Origin of the sequence: Pontibacillus yanchengensis Y32 (genome assembly GCF_000770635.1) — a bacterium.
Lineage (GTDB): Bacteria > Bacillota > Bacilli > Bacillales > BH030062 > Pontibacillus > Pontibacillus yanchengensis.
This window is the reverse complement of sequence record NZ_AVBF01000010.1, coordinates 1-18,926: the sequence shown is the minus strand read 5'-3', so window position 1 is coordinate 18,926 and position 18,926 is coordinate 1. Positions and strand designations below refer to the sequence as shown.

At 38.3% G+C, this 18,926-nt stretch carries 18 protein-coding genes; 14 read left to right on the top strand and 4 right to left on the bottom strand.

All coding sequences use genetic code 11. The features are described 5' to 3' along the window. Nucleotides 1–64: 64 nt before the first annotated feature. The 6 genes from N782_RS05395 to N782_RS05370 all read left to right on the top strand — a co-directional run bounded on the left by N782_RS05395 (nucleotide 65) and on the right by N782_RS05370 (nucleotide 5,389). The gene (locus tag N782_RS05395; RefSeq protein ID WP_052111191.1) at nucleotides 65–760 is read left to right on the top strand and encodes a DUF4247 domain-containing protein; all 696 of its coding nucleotides are present in this window, start codon (nucleotides 65–67) and stop codon (nucleotides 758–760) included. A gap of 18 nt (nucleotides 761–778) precedes the next feature. Further along, entirely contained in the window at nucleotides 779–1,183 is a 405-nt protein-coding gene (locus tag N782_RS05390) for a DUF350 domain-containing protein (RefSeq protein WP_036817120.1), read from the top strand. A gap of 139 nt (nucleotides 1,184–1,322) precedes the next feature. Further along, nucleotides 1,323–2,870, top strand: coding sequence for a polyamine aminopropyltransferase (locus N782_RS05385; protein ID WP_036817119.1), 1,548 nt, complete (start codon nucleotides 1,323–1,325; stop codon nucleotides 2,868–2,870). A gap of 74 nt (nucleotides 2,871–2,944) precedes the next feature. After that, entirely contained in the window at nucleotides 2,945–3,628 is a 684-nt protein-coding gene (locus N782_RS05380; protein ID WP_036817117.1) for a metal-dependent hydrolase, read from the top strand. Nucleotides 3,629–3,757: 129 nt separating this feature from the next. Further along, complete coding sequence (locus N782_RS21760; protein ID WP_036817115.1) at nucleotides 3,758–3,994, top strand: hypothetical protein; 237 nt, start codon at nucleotides 3,758–3,760, stop codon at nucleotides 3,992–3,994. Between the two features lie 81 nt (nucleotides 3,995–4,075). Further along, on the top strand, nucleotides 4,076–5,389 hold the full coding sequence (locus N782_RS05370) for a CBS domain-containing protein (RefSeq protein ID WP_036817114.1): 1,314 nt from the start codon (nucleotides 4,076–4,078) through the stop codon (nucleotides 5,387–5,389). 158 nt (nucleotides 5,390–5,547) lie between these two features. Here N782_RS05370 and N782_RS05365 read toward each other — a convergent pair whose 3' ends face one another. Continuing rightward, nucleotides 5,548–5,847: a YtpI family protein gene (locus tag N782_RS05365; protein ID WP_036817112.1), complete on the bottom strand. Its 300-nt coding sequence runs from the start codon at nucleotides 5,845–5,847 to the stop codon at nucleotides 5,548–5,550. A 130-nt stretch (nucleotides 5,848–5,977) separates the two neighbouring features. Here N782_RS05365 and N782_RS05360 point away from each other — a divergent pair, with 130 nt between their 5' ends. Then, nucleotides 5,978–6,934 (top strand): DHH family phosphoesterase, encoded by a 957-nt coding sequence (locus N782_RS05360; protein ID WP_036817109.1) that lies wholly within the window; start codon nucleotides 5,978–5,980, stop codon nucleotides 6,932–6,934. A gap of 80 nt (nucleotides 6,935–7,014) precedes the next feature. On the opposite strand, the gene N782_RS05355 is transcribed toward N782_RS05360, so the two are convergent. The 3 genes from N782_RS05355 to ytrH all read right to left on the bottom strand — a co-directional run bounded on the left by N782_RS05355 (nucleotide 7,015) and on the right by ytrH (nucleotide 8,209). Then, on the bottom strand, nucleotides 7,015–7,200 hold the full coding sequence (locus N782_RS05355) for a YtzJ family protein (protein ID WP_237582574.1): 186 nt from the start codon (nucleotides 7,198–7,200) through the stop codon (nucleotides 7,015–7,017). 155 nt (nucleotides 7,201–7,355) lie between these two features. Continuing rightward, nucleotides 7,356–7,874 carry a sporulation membrane protein YtrI gene (gene ytrI, locus N782_RS05350; RefSeq protein ID WP_036817105.1) on the bottom strand — a complete coding sequence of 173 codons (519 nt, stop codon included), beginning with the start codon at nucleotides 7,872–7,874 and terminating at the stop codon, nucleotides 7,356–7,358. Next, complete coding sequence (gene ytrH / locus N782_RS05345) at nucleotides 7,874–8,209, bottom strand: sporulation membrane protein YtrH (RefSeq protein ID WP_036817103.1); 336 nt, start codon at nucleotides 8,207–8,209, stop codon at nucleotides 7,874–7,876. Before ytrH ends, ytrI begins: the two co-directional genes overlap by 1 nt. Nucleotides 8,210–8,392: 183 nt before the next feature. On the opposite strand from ytrH, the gene dnaE reads away from it, so the two are divergent. The 7 genes from dnaE to pyk all read left to right on the top strand — a co-directional run bounded on the left by dnaE (nucleotide 8,393) and on the right by pyk (nucleotide 18,792). Continuing rightward, on the top strand, nucleotides 8,393–11,734 hold the full coding sequence (dnaE, locus tag N782_RS05340; RefSeq protein WP_036817102.1) for a DNA polymerase III subunit alpha: 3,342 nt from the start codon (nucleotides 8,393–8,395) through the stop codon (nucleotides 11,732–11,734). A gap of 199 nt (nucleotides 11,735–11,933) precedes the next feature. Then, nucleotides 11,934–13,142, top strand: coding sequence for an NADP-dependent malic enzyme (gene ystJ, locus N782_RS05335; protein ID WP_052111190.1), 1,209 nt, complete (start codon nucleotides 11,934–11,936; stop codon nucleotides 13,140–13,142). Between the two features lie 40 nt (nucleotides 13,143–13,182). Then, nucleotides 13,183–13,806, top strand: a complete 624-nt coding sequence (locus N782_RS05330; protein WP_152600718.1) for a FadR/GntR family transcriptional regulator — start codon at nucleotides 13,183–13,185, stop codon at nucleotides 13,804–13,806. A gap of 85 nt (nucleotides 13,807–13,891) precedes the next feature. Continuing rightward, on the top strand, nucleotides 13,892–14,752 hold the full coding sequence (gene accD / locus N782_RS05325; RefSeq protein WP_036817093.1) for an acetyl-CoA carboxylase, carboxyltransferase subunit beta: 861 nt from the start codon (nucleotides 13,892–13,894) through the stop codon (nucleotides 14,750–14,752). Then, the gene (gene accA, locus N782_RS05320; RefSeq protein WP_036817091.1) at nucleotides 14,749–15,714 is read left to right on the top strand and encodes an acetyl-CoA carboxylase carboxyl transferase subunit alpha; all 966 of its coding nucleotides are present in this window, start codon (nucleotides 14,749–14,751) and stop codon (nucleotides 15,712–15,714) included. Before accD ends, accA begins: the two co-directional genes overlap by 4 nt. A 290-nt stretch (nucleotides 15,715–16,004) precedes the next feature. After that, nucleotides 16,005–16,964, top strand: coding sequence for a 6-phosphofructokinase (pfkA, locus tag N782_RS05315; RefSeq protein ID WP_036817090.1), 960 nt, complete (start codon nucleotides 16,005–16,007; stop codon nucleotides 16,962–16,964). A 67-nt stretch (nucleotides 16,965–17,031) separates the two neighbouring features. Then, nucleotides 17,032–18,792, top strand: coding sequence for a pyruvate kinase (pyk, locus tag N782_RS05310; RefSeq protein ID WP_036817088.1), 1,761 nt, complete (start codon nucleotides 17,032–17,034; stop codon nucleotides 18,790–18,792). Nucleotides 18,793–18,926 lie beyond the last annotated feature (134 nt).

The window sequence follows — 18,926 nt, the reverse complement described above, 5'->3', positions numbered from 1 at the left end:
TACCTTTTAAGGATAGGCCAATCCTTTAATGTACACTATATAATAGAGAAGGGAGGGATTATAGTTGAGAAAGAATATGGCCATCATACCGTTATTTTTATCTGCTTTACTGGTACTATCCAGTTGTGCACAAGGTGGTTTACTTTCAGAATCAGATGAATTCTTTGGAGATGCTGGTAGTGGAATGTCTGGTACGCAATCCAATACATATACATTTCCAGATGAACCTACCAAGGAAACATTACAGCAAGAAATTAAAGATGGGAGTTTTCAAGACCCACAGGGCTTGGTGTCCAACGTGTTCCCATTAATTGATACTGTCAGGGGTCAAAATAATCAAGAAGCTCGAATTTATGCTACCCAGCAATTCACTATTGAAGAGCTATCTACTATTCTTACTGAACGATTTAAACCTGATAGGGAAAGTGACCTAGTAGATGGTAAAAAAGCTTTGATTTACTCTAATTATTTTATAACTCTACAACAAAGTGAACAGAATCAAGATGCTATCTTGATGGAAATTGCTTCTGATCGATTTGTAAGAGACAACTATTCGCCCAATTTCTTTAATGGTTTATTTGCGTTGTGGATTTTAGATGAAGTTCTAGATGTAGATGATTGGCATAAAAAACGAAAACGAGAGTGTTTAACAGGAAATTGTTATGGAGGATATTCCAGTAGTAAATATCGTCCAGGCAGTACAGGTGGTATTAGAGGATCCTCCGGTACTCGCGGTGGAGGTCCAAGTACAGGGAAATAATAAAAGGAGGGGTTTTACATGGGTGTACTACAACCATTCATATTAACGTTGTTATATTTCATTGTTGCAATTGTAATCGTAGTAATTGGTTTGTTCATTTTTGAAAAAATTACACAGAATTATAAGGATTGGGATGAAATTAAAAATGGCAATACGGCTATTGCCTTGTCGATTACAGGAAAGGTCATTGGAATTTGTATTATTTTAGCATTTGCTATTTATCATTCTACTCAAGTTTGGGATACATTGATTTGGGGAGCATTTGGAGTCATTTTACAAATGATTGCTTACCTCATATTCGAAGGATTAACACGTAAGTTTTCAGTGGAAACGCAGCTGCATAAAAATAATGTAGCAGTAGGTGTTGTGACTATGGGTGTTTCAATTGGCTTAGCTTTTGTAATTGGTGCATCCATCACCTAACTAAAAAAGGAATATAATTATTTTGTGAGAACCTCACATCATTTACTAAATCCTGCTGCTTATGTAGCAGGATTTCCTTTACATATGAGTAGAATAGAATGACGTTGGGTTATTCTAAGAAGCAGCGGAGTGATGGAATATGAACAAGGAAGCTGAACGGAAAAGTAAGTTTATTTATTGGGCTTCAGGAATCGTATCGATATGTGGAATTATCTTTGAGGTTTTATTTGGAGCATTAGGATCGTACATATTAGGAGATGGAGTGAAGCAATATACACTAACCATTTCGTTATTTTTAACAGGGATGGGTGTTGGAGCTTCCCTTAGTGAACGGGTACTAAAGAATTTAATTGTAGCATTTGTGCTGGTAGAATTTGCTGTTGCATTTCTTGGTGGCTTTTCAAGTTTAACGATGTTTGCTATCACTGCCTTTACATCTTCAGGTACAGATGCATTGTATTTATATTTTATTACATTTGTTATTGGAGCTTTGACAGGAATTGAACTTCCGATCCTTATTCGTAAAGCAAATGAAATTGGCGTAGAGTTGAACAAAAGTACAGCTAGGGTTTTGTTCTCAGATTATGCAGGAGGACTTATTGGTGGCCTATTATTTGTATTCCTGCTTCGACCGCAAATGGGAATGGTGCAGAGTGCATTTGTCGTAGGTTGCATCAACTTAGCAGTAGCCCTCGTAATTGTTTGGCTGTTTCGACATGAAATTAAACATGTCAAAAGGTTAGTGACTATCGGTGCTTTAATTGGGATAAGCTTAGTTTGGGGTGTGTTGTTTGGGGAGGAGCAAGCCGTTTCTTTTGAGAAGAAATTATATCAAGATCCGATTATTCATCTTGAGGATACAGCTTATCAAAGAATTGTCTTAACGAAAGAGCAAGGAGATACGAGGCTTTATTTAAATGGAGCACTACAATTTAGTTCTTCTGATGAATATCGTTACCACGAGCCGCTCATCCACATACCTATGGGACAAGCAGAAAAGCGTAAGAAAGTTTTAATATTAGGTGGAGGCGACGGGATAGCTGTAAGAGAAGTTTTAAAACATGAAGAAGTAGATTCTATTACGCTAGTTGAGCTTGATCCCAGGATGACTGAATTAGCAAATAATAACTTTCACCTTCTGCAAGTAAATAAAGGATCATTACAAAATGAGAAAGTAAACATTGTTCATCAAGATGCGTTTGAATTTATGGAAAATAATGATGAATGGTACGACATTATAATTTCAGATCTTCCAGATCCAAACAATGAAAGCTTAAATAAGCTTTACACAAAAGAATTTTATTCATTGCTTCGAAATCATTTAAATCCTGAGGGAGCCATGATGGTGCAATCCACAAGCCCTGTTTTTGCAACATCTGTGTACTGGACTATCTCAAATACAATAGCTGCTACAGGGTTATACACTGAAAATATACATGTTGATATACCTAGCTTTGGGAATTGGGGATTCGTACTGGCAAGTAGAAGGCCGATTCAGGTAGAATCTATTAACATTAATGTCCCGACTGAATTTTTAACAACTGATATGATTCCGAGTCTAACGTATTTTGGAAAGGATGAGGATGAAGTGATTGAAAAAAATGGCTCAACGCTCCCACTTCAACCCAACACACTCATTGATCCTCATTTAATTCAAAAATATGAAGAAGCATGGAATAACTACTAAACGGGTAGAAGGACAATGGAGGTTCTATTGAATGAATTCAATAGATAGCAAACTTATAAAAGGAGAGGTTATTCATGAAGGTATCTTATCACGGACATTCAGTAGTAAAGATTGAAACAAATGAGAATACTATTCTCATTGACCCATTCATTACGGGAAATGGGAATTGTGATTTGGATGCGAGCACTGTGAAAGCTGATGTAATCCTACTCACCCACGGTCACAACGACCACGTTGGTGATACAGTGGACATAGCGAAGCGAAATGACTCCTTCGTTGTAGCTCCATTTGAGCTAGCTACTTATTTAGGATTTAAAGGGTTAAATACTCATCCAATGCATATCGGTGGAGCACATGAATTTGATTTTGGTAAAGTGAAGCTAACTCAAGCATTTCATGGTTCAGCTTATACAGAAGAAGAAAATCAGCAAATTGTTTACACGGGCATGCCTACTGGAATTTTATTTACGTATGAAGGAAAAACATTATTCCATGCAGGCGACACAGGGTTATTTTCAGATATGAAATTAATTGGAGAGCGCAATGACATTGATCTTGCTTTCCTACCAATTGGCGATAACTTTACTATGGGACCAGAAGATGCTTCTGTTGCGGCAGAATGGTTGCAGGCAAAACAAGTGGTTCCGATTCACTATAATACGTTCCCATTAATTGAGCAAGATGGTCAGGCATTTGCCAATTCTTTATCAAGTGGAATGGGGAAAGTCATGGAAGTGGGAGAATCAACCGAATTATAAATACTATTAAGCTGGCATCTCACATGAGGTGCCAGCTTTTTGTATGTTGGGAAGAACTTTAGAACGAATGAACACATATTAGGAATCATACATTAGGACAAGGAGCGAATAATAAAGGAGGAGTTTGGTATGAGACAAAATGCCATTCTACGTTTAATGCTAGCTTGTTTCTTGTTATATGTTGCGTGGCCATATTTACGAGTACAGGGAAGTCCAATAGGTTCTTATTTTTGGTTAACATGGCTTTTTTTCTTTTTACTAGTTGCAGGTGCAAACTTGGCTGTAATATTAAGAATCCCTAATAAAATGGACGTTTCGTCACCGTCTCATGAAAAGAAAAGGCAACAATCCTATGGAAAAAATTGAAGCTTCTTTCATTCATCTGTATAATAACAATAGATTAACAAATGACTAGTACAGTTCAGAATAGAAAGATTGGTGAATGAAGTGGCTACGAAGCATGAACAAATACTTAATCATATAGATTCCTTAACGGTAGGTAGTAAAATCTCGGTTCGAGGTATTGCGAAAGCGTTATCGGTTAGTGAAGGAACAGCATATCGTGCGATTAAAGAAGCAGAGAACCAAGGTCTTGTAAGTACGATTGAACGGGTAGGTACCATTCGAATCGAACGAAAACAAAAAGATAACATTGAAAGACTAACTTTCGCAGAGATTGTTAATATTGTGGAAGGTCAAGTGTTAGGGGGAAGAACTGGTCTCTACAAAACGTTAAATAAATTTGTCATTGGAGCGATGAAACTTGATGCCATGATGCGTTACACAGAGGCGGGTTCTTTACTGATTGTTGGGAATCGAACGAATGCTCACGAGTTAGCATTACAAGAAGGCGCAGCTGTACTAATCACTGGTGGTTTTGATACAGATGAGCATGTTAAGCGTCTCGCAGATGAAAAGGAGCTGCCAATCATATCTTCAAGCTATGATTCATTTACGGTAGCCACGATGATCAACCGAGCCATCTATGATCAAATGATTAAAAAAGAGATTGTACTAGTAGATGACATATACACGCCACTTGATCGGTCCTATTTCTTATACATTGATGATAAGGTTGAAAAATGGCACGAACTGAATGAAGAAACGATGCATAATCGCTACCCTGTTGTGGATTTCCAAATGAGGGTTGTTGGAATGGTAACGTCGAAAGATATTATCGGGAAAGAGCGAAATGTTTCGGTTGAGAAAGTCATGACGCGAAATCCAATGACCGTTCAAACGAAAACTTCGTTAGCTAATGCTGCGCATATTATGGTTTGGGAAGGGATTGAGGTAATGCCTGTCGTAAACCAATCCCATAAAATTCAAGGCATTATCTCTCGTCAAGACGTATTAAAAGCTCTCCAACACATTCAAAGACAACCACAAGTAGGTGAAACCATTGATGATTTAGCAACTAGCCAACTTGTAGAATCGGTGGACGATACAGAGGAGACCGTTTATCAGACGGAAGTTACACCTCAGATGACGAACCAGCTTGGAACGTTATCCTATGGTGTTTTTACATCTCTTGTTATAGGGGCAAGTAGTCGTTTGCTTCACCACTATAAAAAAGGAGATCTTGTCGTAGAGAATTTGTCTGTGTATTTTATTAAACCAGTTCAACTTGAGAGCATGTTAGTCATAAAACCTCGAATCTTAGAAGTGGGACGGAAGTTTGCCAAAGTAGATGTAGAGGTGTTTAACGATGGAGCTTTAGTAGGGAAAGCACTGCTCATGGCTCAGCTCATTGATAAATAAACGAACGTAATCTGGATAGAAAAGATTATGTTTCATTCTCAACTATAGACATAAATTAAAAAGAGCTTGGATTCGTCCAAGCTCTTTGGTGGTTCTATAAGGATAAGAATACGTTTTTAGTACGGTTCAGATTCCATTTGAAGTAGAAATAATGCCGATCACGCACTTGAATCCGCTCGTTCAATGATTTGTTTTCCATAGAATTTAGTCGTTTTCACACCATGAACTAACTGCATGATGCCAAGTATAAGTAGTACCAAGCAAATATATAGAGCTACTTTTGTTTGGTAGAAAGCATATTGGTTTATTGCAAATGCTATTAGGAGGCTGCCTAAGGCAATGCGTGCTTTGGAGTTTGTGTACTCTTGATACAATGGGTCACTTTGGCGAAGTATAGACACTTTGAAATATAAATACAATGTAGCTGAGAGTACAATTATGATTGGGAAGATTACCATTCATCATCGACCTTTCTAAGTATATAACTTTAACTCTACTCATTGTATCGATATTCACAAAATTATGCTACCGGTTTTTTTCATGATATGGTTTAATGGAAATTAAGGATTATAGGTAAGGAGACTAGTTATGAGCAAACAAGAAATCGTGGAATTGATTGAAGAGTATCAAACGATTATTGTACATCGCCATGTGAGACCAGATCCAGATGCATTAGGGTCTCAAGGTGGGTTGGCGCAGCTAATACGTGATACATATCCTGAGAAGCAAGTATTTAAAGTTGGTGAGGAAGATGAGTCACTCACTTTTTTATCAAAAATGGATGACGTAAGTGATGAACAGTTTGAACAATCATTAGTCATTGTTTGTGACACAGCCAATCAGGCTCGTATTAGTGATCAGCGATACAATAAAGGAAAGAAATTAATTAAAATTGATCATCATCCTATTGTGGATACTTATGGAGATGTGCAATGGGTAGATACCAATGCGAGTTCAGCTTCAGAGATGATTTATGAGCTTTTTGAGGCAGGTAAACATAAAGGGCTAACTCTTACGAAAGAGTCTGCTCGATTATTGTATGCGGGAATTGTAGGAGATACAGGACGCTTTTTGTTTCCTAGCTCCACAAAACGTACCTTACAAATTGCAGCCGATTTAGTCGCTTATGATTTCAATCGACCTGAATTGTATGAAAGTATGTATAAAACACCACATGACATCGCGCGATTAAAAGGATATATATTGCAACATTTTTCGGTCTCCCCATCAGGGTTAAGTACCGTGAAATTATCAAAAGATCTGCTAGATGAGTATGGGATTGCTCCTTCACAAACTTCAAGTCTAGTAGGTGTTCTTGGAGATGTTGAAGGTATTATTGCATGGGTTATATTTGTTGAGGAAGAGGAACAAATTAGAGTTCGATTACGCTCAAAAGGTCCTGTTATCAATGAAGTAGCTGCAAAGTATAACGGGGGAGGTCACCCGATGGCTTCGGGAGCAACCATCTATTCCTGGGATGAGATGAGTAATGTTACTGCAGACCTCGAAAAAGTATGTAAAGACTATCAAAAAAAGCATGAGTAGTTTTTACTCACACTCGAAATCCTTAATTCTGAAATAAAAACGTCTGGGTTTCTCCCAGACGTGCTTCTATGTTTTGGTACTTATTGAGCTTGTTTTTGTTTAGGTATAAACCAGCAGCCGCTATCTGTTTCATCCATGTACACTGGTAGGTTTTGACGTTCTAATTCTCTTTTGACTAGGCGGATGAGTTCTTTTGATTCAGCATATGCTGTTTGCCCGCTAACAATTCTTTGGATTTTATCCTCGACTAATCTTCTACGGTTCATGATAAGCATTTACCCTCACCCCTTTCGTAATAAGTAAAGAAAAATAAGTTTCAGGATCTTGCGCTTTTCTTATAATACTTATCTTCATCTTTATTGTATAAAAGAACTACAGAAAAAGCTATTGTTTTCAGAATTCTTCACATATTGTTCATTATTTAGCTCTTTGTGGGAATGATATTAACTCCAATTTTTAGCTCTTGTGAAATTACAACTCGTTCTACCTTAAGTTCATACAGTAGATCATCAATTTTGTACCGTTTGTTTTCAATAGATGTATATAGAAGGGTGACATTTTCTGATAAACTTGTGATGCTTTTTCCAACTAGGTCAGGAAGTTGGTCCTTCGTTAGTTCTCTTAGCTTATATATGGTGAGACGATCGATTGTGTGCTGACTCAGTAGTTTTTTTTCATTTAGAAATATGATTTCTACGGAATGTATCCTGATTTTTTCTTTCTGTTTTTCGTCTAATTCATTCTTATCTTCCCTTAGCATGGAATATTGATCCTGTAGATCATTTATGTCCTCTCTTAGTTGCATATTTTCTTTAATCCATCTTTCAACATAAGTGCCGTACATAAAAAGGAATACTGCGTATGCGATTATACCTCCTAGAAAAACCCCAGCTAAGAACCTCTGCCAATTCCTTTTCTTATAATATGGAGGAATATGCATTATGTGATTTCCTCCTGTATAAGCCACTCAATAATGAGTAATGCAGTTTGGACGCCTCCCATGGCTGATATGATACAAAGAATTTGTTTAAACATATCAATTGTAGACCCTTCAAAAAGTCCTTTTTCAAATGTTGTAATCGCATCGAATGTACCTCCTATTGCTGCAACAATAGCCCAAATTCGTAGACTCTTGGCTAGACGTGCTATATATGTGTATGGGGCTTCCCCGGCTGCAAATGCACCAATACTACCAATTAAAGTACCTCCGATCATAACCCCAAGAGCAATAAAATAATATTGAAAAATGGTTTCAAAAAAACGTTGTTCTTCCATTTGTTGGACCCTCTCCTTAAGGTTTGTACATAAGTCCTTATTGTATGTCTATGGAAGGGAAGAGCAAGGTATGTCATGGATTTCAGTATATATTAGTAGAATTAAGAGGATTCGTGTTTTCCTATTGCCATGTGGATACGCTATAATGAAACAATAATTAAACTTTGAGGCAGGAGAATCAATATGGATTTTGTTCACTTACAGGTTCGAAGTGGATATAGTTTTATGAAAAGTACCAACACCATAGAAAAGGTTGTCGAACAGGCTAAGCAATATGGGTACACCTCCCTTGCACTTACAGATGAAAGTGTTATGTATGGAGCTATTTCGTTCTACCAAACCTGTAAGAAACACGGGATTAAACCAATCATTGGCCTTTCTGTGCCTGTATACATAGATGAAGAACAGGTGGATGAACTTATTTTATTAGCTCAAGACCAGCAGGGATATGAAAATCTCATGCAACTGAGTAGTTATGTGCAAATGTCTAAGGAATCTGTAGAGCGAAGAGAGCTTTCTCAGTACACTCAAGGTTGTATTGGTATCTTGCCTATCTATAACTCTCATTTACAACCTCTTATTTTACATAACCAGCGTGATGAATTAATCAAAGAGTTAGATCAGTGGAAGAACATTATAGGTCCTTCTGATTTTTACTTAGGTGTGGAAGACCATGGTATCGAGGGTGAGAGACACTTACAAGTGGCAACGGAACAAGTCATGTCTGCCATTGGAACCCCTATGGTAGCAGTGAATGATGTTCGCTACATAAAAGAAGATGATGTATTAGCCTATGACTGTTTGCAAAGTATTCGAACAAATAAACATTGGTCACAACAAATAGAAGATTATTCTATTAAGTATCGTCACCTACGTAGTAAGGAGGAGATGTATGCTCTTTTCGGAGAGTGGTCTAATGATTTACTCAAAAACACAAGGGTGATTGCTGATCGCTGTAATTTGGAATTGACTCTGAATAATATGATGCTTCCTGAATACCCTGTCCCACATGAATTAAGTTCTGGGGATTATTTAAGACAGCTCTGTGAAAAAGGATTAAGACGTAGGTACAGTCATCCAGATGAGCAGGTTAAATCCAGGCTAACTCATGAACTACAGGTTATTGAATCCATGGGGTTTAGTGATTATTTTCTTATTGTTTGGGATTTTATTTCCTATGCAACCAAACATAATATTTCAACAGGACCAGGGCGTGGGTCTGCTGCGGGGTCACTTGTATCGTACTTATTAGGTATTACAGACGTAGATCCAATACAGTATGATTTATTATTTGAACGGTTTCTAAACCCTGAACGTGTCACCATGCCCGATATTGATATTGACTTTTCTGATGTGAAGCGAGACGAAGTTATTCAGTACGTCGTGCAGAAGTACGGAGCTGATCACGTAGCACAAATCATCACTTTTGGTACATTTGGAGCACGATCCACTATACGTGAATTAATTAAGGTGATGGGAGTAGATAGTCAAGAAGCTAGTTACTTAATGAAATTTATCCCTCAAACTACGTCACAATCCATTGTGCAGATTGTACAAGATTCTAAGGATTTACAAACATATATTCAACAATCCCAAACCTTAAAACGATTATTTAAGATTGCTGCTAGACTTGAAGGACTTCCAAGGCATGCTTCTACACATGCTGCAGGAGTAATCATAAGTAAACAACCATTGATGAAGCATGTTGCATTAACCGATGGACATGATGGTGTCCCACTAACACAATATGCTATGAATGAGTTAGAAGCGATAGGTTTATTAAAAATGGATTTCCTTGGTTTGCGTAATTTAACGCTAATCGAAAAGATGACACAGACTATTTATGAGAACGAGGGGAAAGACATTTCATTTAACCATAAAGAAATGGATGATGAAAAAACATTTGCTTTACTAAGAAGTGGTAAGACGACTGGAGTTTTTCAGCTTGAGTCTAAAGGGATGAAGGATGTACTAATGCAATTACGACCTACCCACTTTGAAGATATTGTGGCTGTAAATGCACTTTATAGGCCAGGTCCAATGGAATATATTCCAACTTATATTCGTAGAAAACATGGAAAAGAATCTATATCTTATCCTCATCCAGACTTAGCACCTATACTAGAAAAAACATATGGTGTATTAGTCTATCAGGAACAAATTATGCAAATCGCAAACAAAATGGCTGGATTTACGCTAGGACAAGCAGATTTACTAAGGAGAGCGGTTAGTAAAAAGCAACAGGATATCATGGCTGACCAACAAAAAGCTTTTGTAGCTGGATGTATAGAAAATGGATACTCAAAAGAAGTTGGAGACCAACTCTATCAATGGATTGTCCGCTTTTCAAACTATGGGTTCAATAGGAGCCATGCAGTAGCTTACAGCGTAATCTCCTATCAATTAGCTTATTTAAAGGCTCATCACCCTGCGTGTTTTATGGCAGAATTAATGAGCACTGTTTCGTCAGACAAAATACTTAGTTACCTTCGTGAAGCAAAAGAATTAGGGCTCTCGGTCCAAGCTCCTTCTATTAATCAAAGCTTTGGAAAGTTTACTGTAGAAAATGGTCAAATCCGTATGGGGCTTGGCATGATTAAAGGAGTAGGCAGGAATGCGTTATTAGAAATCCTCCAAGCACGAAAGCAGAAGCCATTTTTAAATCTATTCGATTTTTGTAGGCGTGTTTCCTTAACGGTCATTAATCGTCAAGTACTTGAATCACTAATATTAGCTGGTTGCTTCGATGAAACCTATAATAATCGGGCTTCTCTGTTGGCTACCATTCAACATGCGATGGAACAGGGAGAATTATTCAGTGATATGAATGACCAGGAATCCTTATTTGATGATGAAATAGAATTAGACGCTACCTACGTAGAGTCTGAACCCTTTGATATACTAAAACGTCTTTCATTTGAAAAAGAAGTGCTTGGTATGTATGTTTCCTCTCATCCGCTAGAATCTTATCGATCCTTGTTAAGGAGCACAGGTTACCTTTCCTTACAAGATGTAGTTAAGTCTGCAAGAAAGAAGCGACTTAAGGCGGCAGTGGTCGTAGAGGAAATCAAAACGATACGTACTAAAAGAGGAGACCCTATGGCCTTTCTCTCTATTATTGATGAACATACAGAAATGGAAGCCGTTATTTTTCCTGATGTATTTCGAGATGTAAAGAGATGGCTGGTAGAAGAAATGCTTGTTTTTATAGAGGGGAGAGTAGAGGATAGGAATGGGAAGCAACAGTGGATAATTGAACACATAACCCCGTTTGATTCAGAAAGCTTACAAGAGTCTACACAACAAAGATTATTCTTGAAGATAGAAGGGGAAGAGGCAGATAGCATTACGCGCTCTATTAAGGCTATCTCTAAACGTTATCCTGGAGAAGTCCCAATTATCCTTTATTATGCTTTGCGAAAAGAGACATTTAAATTAGCCCATGATTATTCGGTGTCAGCAAATCGAGAGTCATTGGAACAGTTCAAACAGCTGTTAGGTGATGCTAATGTTGTTCTGAAGTGAGGACTTCCATAGACAGCTGGAGCAATTCTTTTACATGCTGAGCGTTATATTCTATACTTTACAAGCAAAAGCCATTTGTTATAATGAAGTAGATTAGTGGTCAGACCACTCAACGCCAATAATTACAACAAATATAAATACTCTTTATTCATAAAAGGAGCGGGTTGCTTTGTCAAACATTCGCGAAGAGGCGCTACATATGCATCGTGTTCACAAAGGTAAATTAGCTACACATTCTAAGGTACGTGTGAGAAATAAGAAAGATTTAAGTTTAGCTTATTCACCTGGTGTGGCTGAACCTTGTAAAGAAATCTATGAACAGAAGGAATCTGTATATGATTACACAATGAAGGGGAATATGGTAGCGGTAGTTAGTGATGGATCTGCCGTTTTAGGTTTAGGGAATATCGGTGCAGAAGCCTCTTTACCAGTAATGGAAGGTAAAGCTGCTTTATTCAAAAGTTTTGCCGGTGTAGATGCTTTTCCAATCTGTTTAAGTACCAATGACATTGAACAAATTGTACAAACAGTTAAATTGATGGAGCCTACGTTTGGCGGAGTTAATCTTGAAGATATAGCTGCTCCAAATTGCTTTATTATAGAAGAACGCTTAAAGAAAGAAACTAGCATTCCTATCTTCCATGATGACCAACATGGCACAGCTATTGTAACAGTAGCAGCTTTAATGAATGCATTGAAGCTTTCCGGCAAAAAATGGTCCGATATAAAAGTGGTAGCAAACGGAGCTGGAGCTGCTGGTATTGCAATTATTAAACTTTTATATCATTTCGGAGTTCGTGACATTATTATGTGTGATTCAAAAGGTGCCATTTTTGAAGGTCGTAGTTATGGTATGAATGACATTAAAGATGAAATCGCCAAAATGACAAACAAAGACCGTCAGGAAGGTAAGCTAGAAGACATGATGGAAGGGGCAGACGTATTTGTAGGTGTTTCTGTTGGAGGGTTATTATCCAAAGAAATGGTACAAAATATGAATGATGACCCTATCATTTTTGCTATGGCAAATCCAGAACCTGAAATAATGCCAGAGGATGCTAAAGAAGCTGGAGCTAGTGTTATTGGTACGGGACGTTCTGACTTCCCAAATCAGGTAAACAACGTACTAGCCTTTCCTGGTATATTCCGTGGAGCACTAGATGTACGCGCTACAAGAATTAATGAAAAAATGAAAATAGCAGCTGCAGAGGCGATTGCATCTCTAGTAAGTGAAGAGGAATTAAATGCTGATTATGTTATTCCAGCTCCTTTTGACCCTCGAGTAGCACCTGCTGTAGCAGCTAGTGTTGCAAAAGCAGCGATGGATTCCGGTGTTGCACGTCACCATGTCGATCCTGAAGACGTAGCTGAAAAAACAAGACAGCTTGCATTAATCGACGAATCCTAAAATAAGGATTTGATGGAAGGAGTGATCCTAATCCGTGACAATGCCATCTAAATCCAAAGTGTATGAAGAGGTATTGAAAGAGCTCCGTCGCTTTATTGAAGAACAAGGATTATCTCCGGGAGATAAGCTTCCCTCAGAACGAGAACTAGCTGAACGATTGAACGCTGGTCGCTCCTCTGTGAGGGAAGCTTTGCGTGCAATGGAGCTTCTTGGTCTGATTGAAACACGAAGAGGAGAAGGAACGTTTCTTAGTTCTTATCAGCCGTATCATATGGTCGAAATTCTTTCAGCATTCATACTCCAAGAGGCTAAAACGAAAGAGAATCTTAAAGCTACCAAACAATTAATAGAAAAAGAAGCGTTAAAGATTGCAAAGAATCATTTAACAGATTACGACTATCAAGTACTGCAATCTAAGATTGACCAGTTTGAACCAGGAACAGAGACATTTCATTACGAGTTCTTCTCAATCATTTTCGAGGTAGGAGAGAACCAGTTGTTAATGAAAATATGGAGACTTATGGAAGAGTTCTCTCGTACATTCCATAAGCCAGCCTATGATATAAATCTTTATATACGTTTAGTCCAAGCCCTCTCTGACCAAGATAATATCCAAATAGAAACACTAAGCAACCAACTCTATCAGGAGAAATTGTCGAAATAAAATAGACATCGTTCTACAACACTTTCATAGTACTTTAGCTAAAGTAGGATAGACAGGCTCTATTTGTTTTAAAGGAGGAATCCCCTTGCTTAAAGACTTTTTTAGCAAGAAGAAAAAATACGCATCGATTCCAAGGGAAGAAGCTAAACAAGATATTCCTGAAGGTTTAATGCAAAAATGTCCAGATTGTCATAAAATCTTCTATCGTAAAGAATTGAAAAAAAATTTAAATGTATGCCCAAATTGCGAATATCATCATCAAATGACAGCTTATGAGAGAATTGACAGCTTGTTTGATGAAGGTACCTTCGAAGAATGGGATCAAGAGATAATATCTGAAAATCCTCTCGGTTTTCCAGAGTATCTTGAGAAATTAGAGAAGGATCGTAAGAAGACAGGATTAAATGAAGCTGTCGTGACAGGCAAAGCACAAATGGAAGGCTTGGAAACAGCCTTTGCTGTAATGGATTCTCGTTTTCGTATGGGAAGCATGGGTTCTGCAGTCGGTGAAAAAATAGCCAGAGCTGTTGAACGGGCTAAAGAATTACATATCCCATTTATTATCTTCACTGCTAGTGGTGGTGCCCGCATGCAGGAAGGCGTATTGAGTTTAATGCAGATGTCTAAAACCTCCGTTGCTATTCAACGATTCAATGAAGCTGGAGGATTAATGATTTCTGTTATGACTCATCCAACAACTGGTGGGGTTTCAGCTAGTTTCGCCTCAATCGGAGATTATAATTTTGCAGAACCAGGAGCATTAATAGGTTTTGCGGGACGTCGTATTATTGAACAAACCATTCGTGAGGAATTGCCTGAAGACTTCCAGACTGCTGAATTTTTACTAAAGCATGGACAACTTGACCAAGTTATTCAACGACACGATATGAAAAATGTGTTATCAACTCTTCTAGACCTTCATGCAGAGGGGAGTCAGCCATCATGAAACAAAAACAAGTATTAGAATTTGAAAAACCAGTTATGGAGCTTCGTGAAAAAATTGCTGAACTAAAAGAGTTTACAAGTGAAAGTGATATGGATTTAACAGATGAAATTCGTACATTAGAAGCTCGACTCGTTAAAGTTGAAGAAGACGTTTATGGAAACATGAGGCCGTGGGACCGTGTTCAAATGGCTCGTCATAGTGAACGTCCTACTACATTAGATTATATCAATGAATTGTTTACTAATTTCCTTGAATTTCATGGAGATCGATTATATGGGGATGATGAAGCTATCGTTGCAGGGATAGCGAAATATAATGATCAGCCTGTTACAGTAATTGGTCACCAACGAGGGAAAGATACAAAAGAAAATATCCGCCGCAACTTCGGTATGCCTCATCCAGAAGGATATCGTAAGGCATTACGACATATGAAACAAGCAGAGAAGTTTAACCGTCCTATTGTGTGTTTCATTGATACAAAAGGAGCTTATCCAGGTAAAGCTGCTGAAGAGAGAGGCCAAAGTGAAGCCATCGCTCGTAACTTAATGGAAATGGCAGGTCTTAAAGTACCCGTTATATGTTTCGTTATAGGTGAAGGGGGAAGTGGAGGAGCTCTTGGTCTTGGAGTTGGAGACCGAATCCACATGCTCGAAAACTCAACCTATTCCGTTATTTCCCCAGAAGGAGCTGCTGCCTTATTGTGGAAGGATTCTGGCCAAGCTCAAAAAGCTGCAGAGACGATGATGATTACGTCTTATGATCTTAAGAAACTAGAAGTCATAGATGAAATAATTCCCGAGATTAAAGGTGGCGCCCACCGTGATATAAAAACACAAGCTACTTATATTGCTCCCGTTCTGGAACAATCTCTTAACTATTTAAAAGAATTAACTCCAGATGAATTACTTGAGGAAAGATGGGAAAAATATAAAAAGATAGGTTCCTACACTACAGACTTATAGTATTTGAAATACCTAAGCGTGCAATCCAACCTTGCACGCCTCTTTAGTTTTACATAACATGACGGTTAAATTCTTATGTATAGAAGCAATGGTGTTTTTTACAAATGAGATTCCGTTTTTCCAGGCTTTGTAATATAAAACGTTTACAACTATTTTTTCTGAAGATTAATGAAGTTCTAACATTTGCTGATTGATGGATTATGGTTGTCAAATAAAGCGTTTAGCATTATCTTTGAATGGGGAGACAAGTAGAAGAATGACTACGATATAGTTCAATGAGGTGATGAGGGATGAAAAAGATTGGTGTGTTAACCAGTGGTGGAGATGCGCCTGGTATGAATGCTGCCATTCGTGCAGTTGCGCGTAAATGTATCTATCACAATGTAGAAGTATATGGTATTTATTATGGATATCAAGGATTGATAGAAGGACATATCAAGAAAATGGAGTTAGGCTCGGTTGGTGACATCATTCAACGTGGTGGTACTACACTTTATACAGCGCGGTGCCCGGAATTCAAGACAGAGGAAGGGCGAGCAAAAGCTATTGAGCAATTGAAAAGCCATGGTATTGAAGGCTTAGTTGTTATTGGCGGAGATGGCTCTTTTATGGGTGCAAAGAAATTAACAGAACTAGGTTATCCTTGTATCGGTGTGCCTGGTACAATTGATAACGATATACCAGCAACTGATTTTACAATAGGATTTGACACGGCACTAAACACAGTAATTGAAGCTATTGACAAAATACGTGACACAGCTACTTCACATGAACGTACCTATGTTATTGAAGTTATGGGTCGTAATGCGGGAGATATCGCATTATGGGCTGGATTAGCTGATGGTGCGGAAACGATCATTATACCTGAAGTGGACGACAGCTTTGATGATATCGTCGACCGATTAAATCGTGGACATGAGCGTGGAAAGCGTCATAGTATTATAATTGTGGCTGAAGGTGTTGGTTCTGGTTTTGACTACGGGAAACGTATTCAGGAAGCTACAGAATTAGAAACACGTGTAACAGTACTAGGTCACACTCAGCGTGGCGGATCGCCAACTGCATTCGATCGAGTGCTAGCTAGTCGTCTAGGTGCTCAAGCTGTTGATTTATTACTCGAAGGAAAAGCAGGCCGTATGGTGGGGATACAAAATAATCAACTTGTTGATCATGATATTATTGAAGCATTAGAAACCAAGCATGAACTTGATCTAAGCATGTACCAGTTATCAAAGGAACTATCTATATAAGACATATCGAGATTTTGGGAACGATCTCAGGATTCAATGTGATATATGGATGAGGAGGATATAAGAAATGAAAAAGACGAAAATCGTATGTACGATTGGACCAGCATCTGAGTCTGTAGAAACGTTAAAAGAGTTAATTGAAAATGGAATGAATGTAGCACGCTTGAACTTCTCACACGGTGATTATGAAGAGCATGGTCAGCGCATTAAAAATATACGCGAGGCTTCTCGCCAAACGGGTCAAACGGTAGGGATTTTGTTAGACACGAAAGGTCCTGAAATCCGAACAGGAATTCTAAGAGAAGAAGAAGTATATCTAGAAAAAGACGCTATTGCTTACGTCACAATGGACGAAATCGAAGGAGATGCAGAGCGTTTTTCTGTAACATATCCTGGATTGATAGATGACGTCCATATTGGTGGTAAGATTCTATTAGATGATGGATTAGTTGAACTAGAAGTTCTTGAAATACTTAAAGATAAAAATGAAATTAAAACTCGAGTACTAAACTCTGGCCCATTAAAAAATAAAAAAGGTGTTAATGTTCCGAATGTAAGCGTAAGTCTACCTGGCATTACTGAAAAAGACGCCAATGACATCGTATTTGGTATTGAGCAAGGAATTGACTTTATTGCAGCTTCCTTTGTACGCCGTGCATCTGATGTTCTAGAAATTCGCGAACTTCTAGAAAACCATGAGGCAACGCATATTCAAATTATTCCAAAGATCGAGAACCAAGAAGGTGTAGACAATATCCGCGAAATTATTGAAGTCAGCGATGGACTAATGGTTGCTCGTGGTGACCTTGGTGTTGAAATTCCAGCTGAAGAAGTACCACTAGTGCAAAAGGAATTAATTCGCCAGTGTAACACTGCTGGTAAGCCAGTTATCACGGCTACACAAATGCTTGATTCTATGCAGCGCAATCCTCGACCAACTCGTGCGGAGGCAAGTGACGTAGCGAATGCTATTTTTGATGGTACTGACGCTATTATGTTAAGTGGTGAGACTGCTGCCGGAACGTATCCTGTTGAAGCTGTAACAACAATGTTTAACATCGCGGTTCGTGCTGAATCAGCCCTAGATCATCAGGTTATCTTAAGCAATCGTTCCCGTACGAGTGATATGACTATTACGGATGCAATTAGCCAATCTGTAACACATACTGCAATGAATTTAAACGTTACGGCTATTCTAGCTCCTACCGAAAGTGGTCATACAGCACGTATGATTTCTAAATATCGTCCTAAGGCACCTCTAGTTGCTGTAACCTTTAATGATAAGGTACAACGCATGCTAACCCTAGTTTGGGGTGTTCAAGCTGTTATGGGTGAACCGTCTGAGACAACGGACGATATGTTATCTGTTGCAATTGACAGTGGACTGAAAACAGGTGAATTCAACAGAGGCGACCGTGTTATTATCACTGCAGGTGTACCTGTAGGTGAAAGTGGTACAACGAACATGATGAAGGTTCATGTAGTTGGAGACGTTCTTGCTAAAGGACAAGGTATTGGTAAAAAGTCCGCTTACGGTAATGCAACAGTTGCAAAAACTGCAGATGAAGCAATCAACAATATCCAAGATGGTGAGATATTAGTAACCGTAAGCACGGATAAAGATATGATGCCTGCCATTGAAAAAGCAGGAGGCATCGTAACCGAAGAAGGCGGCCTAACATCTCATGCTGCTGTTGTAGGTCTTAGCCTTGGTATTCCAGTTATCGTAGGTGTGAAAGACGCTACTAACCTTGTAAAAGATGGCGACGAAATCACAATCGATTCGTCCCGTGGAGATATCTACGAAGGACATGCAAGCGTACTGTAAAAGAAGAGGTTTCTCCTCTTCTTTTTTTTGTCTAAATGAGTTCAGTTGTATTGGTATTAGATATCAGAAGATATATTCTATAATCGCCCCATTATCTTGAAGACTTGGAATCGAGATATTATGGATTAGAGAAA

Bases quoted from the DNA above. Each gene is read 5' to 3' on its own strand.
- ytrI (WP_036817105.1), bottom strand. From the start codon at position 7,874: ATGCATATTCCTCCATATTATAAGAAAAGGAATTGGCAGAGGTTCTTA.
- N782_RS21760 (WP_036817115.1), top strand. From the start codon at position 3,758: ATGAGACAAAATGCCATTCTACGTTTAATGCTAGCTTGTTTCTTGTTA.
- N782_RS05365 (WP_036817112.1), bottom strand. From the start codon at position 5,847: ATGGTAATCTTCCCAATCATAATTGTACTCTCAGCTACATTGTATTTA.
- pfkA (WP_036817090.1), top strand. From the start codon at position 16,005: ATGAAAAAGATTGGTGTGTTAACCAGTGGTGGAGATGCGCCTGGTATG.
- pyk (WP_036817088.1), top strand. From the start codon at position 17,032: ATGAAAAAGACGAAAATCGTATGTACGATTGGACCAGCATCTGAGTCT.
- accA (WP_036817091.1), top strand. From the start codon at position 14,749: ATGAAACAAAAACAAGTATTAGAATTTGAAAAACCAGTTATGGAGCTT.
- N782_RS05360 (WP_036817109.1), top strand. From the start codon at position 5,978: ATGAGCAAACAAGAAATCGTGGAATTGATTGAAGAGTATCAAACGATT.
- N782_RS05355 (WP_237582574.1), bottom strand. From the start codon at position 7,200: ATGAACCGTAGAAGATTAGTCGAGGATAAAATCCAAAGAATTGTTAGC.
- N782_RS05380 (WP_036817117.1), top strand. From the start codon at position 2,945: ATGAAGGTATCTTATCACGGACATTCAGTAGTAAAGATTGAAACAAAT.
- ystJ (WP_052111190.1), top strand. From the start codon at position 11,934: ATGCATCGTGTTCACAAAGGTAAATTAGCTACACATTCTAAGGTACGT.
- N782_RS05330 (WP_152600718.1), top strand. From the start codon at position 13,183: ATGCCATCTAAATCCAAAGTGTATGAAGAGGTATTGAAAGAGCTCCGT.
- ytrH (WP_036817103.1), bottom strand. From the start codon at position 8,209: ATGGAAGAACAACGTTTTTTTGAAACCATTTTTCAATATTATTTTATT.
- N782_RS05385 (WP_036817119.1), top strand. From the start codon at position 1,323: ATGAACAAGGAAGCTGAACGGAAAAGTAAGTTTATTTATTGGGCTTCA.
- N782_RS05390 (WP_036817120.1), top strand. From the start codon at position 779: ATGGGTGTACTACAACCATTCATATTAACGTTGTTATATTTCATTGTT.
- dnaE (WP_036817102.1), top strand. From the start codon at position 8,393: ATGGATTTTGTTCACTTACAGGTTCGAAGTGGATATAGTTTTATGAAA.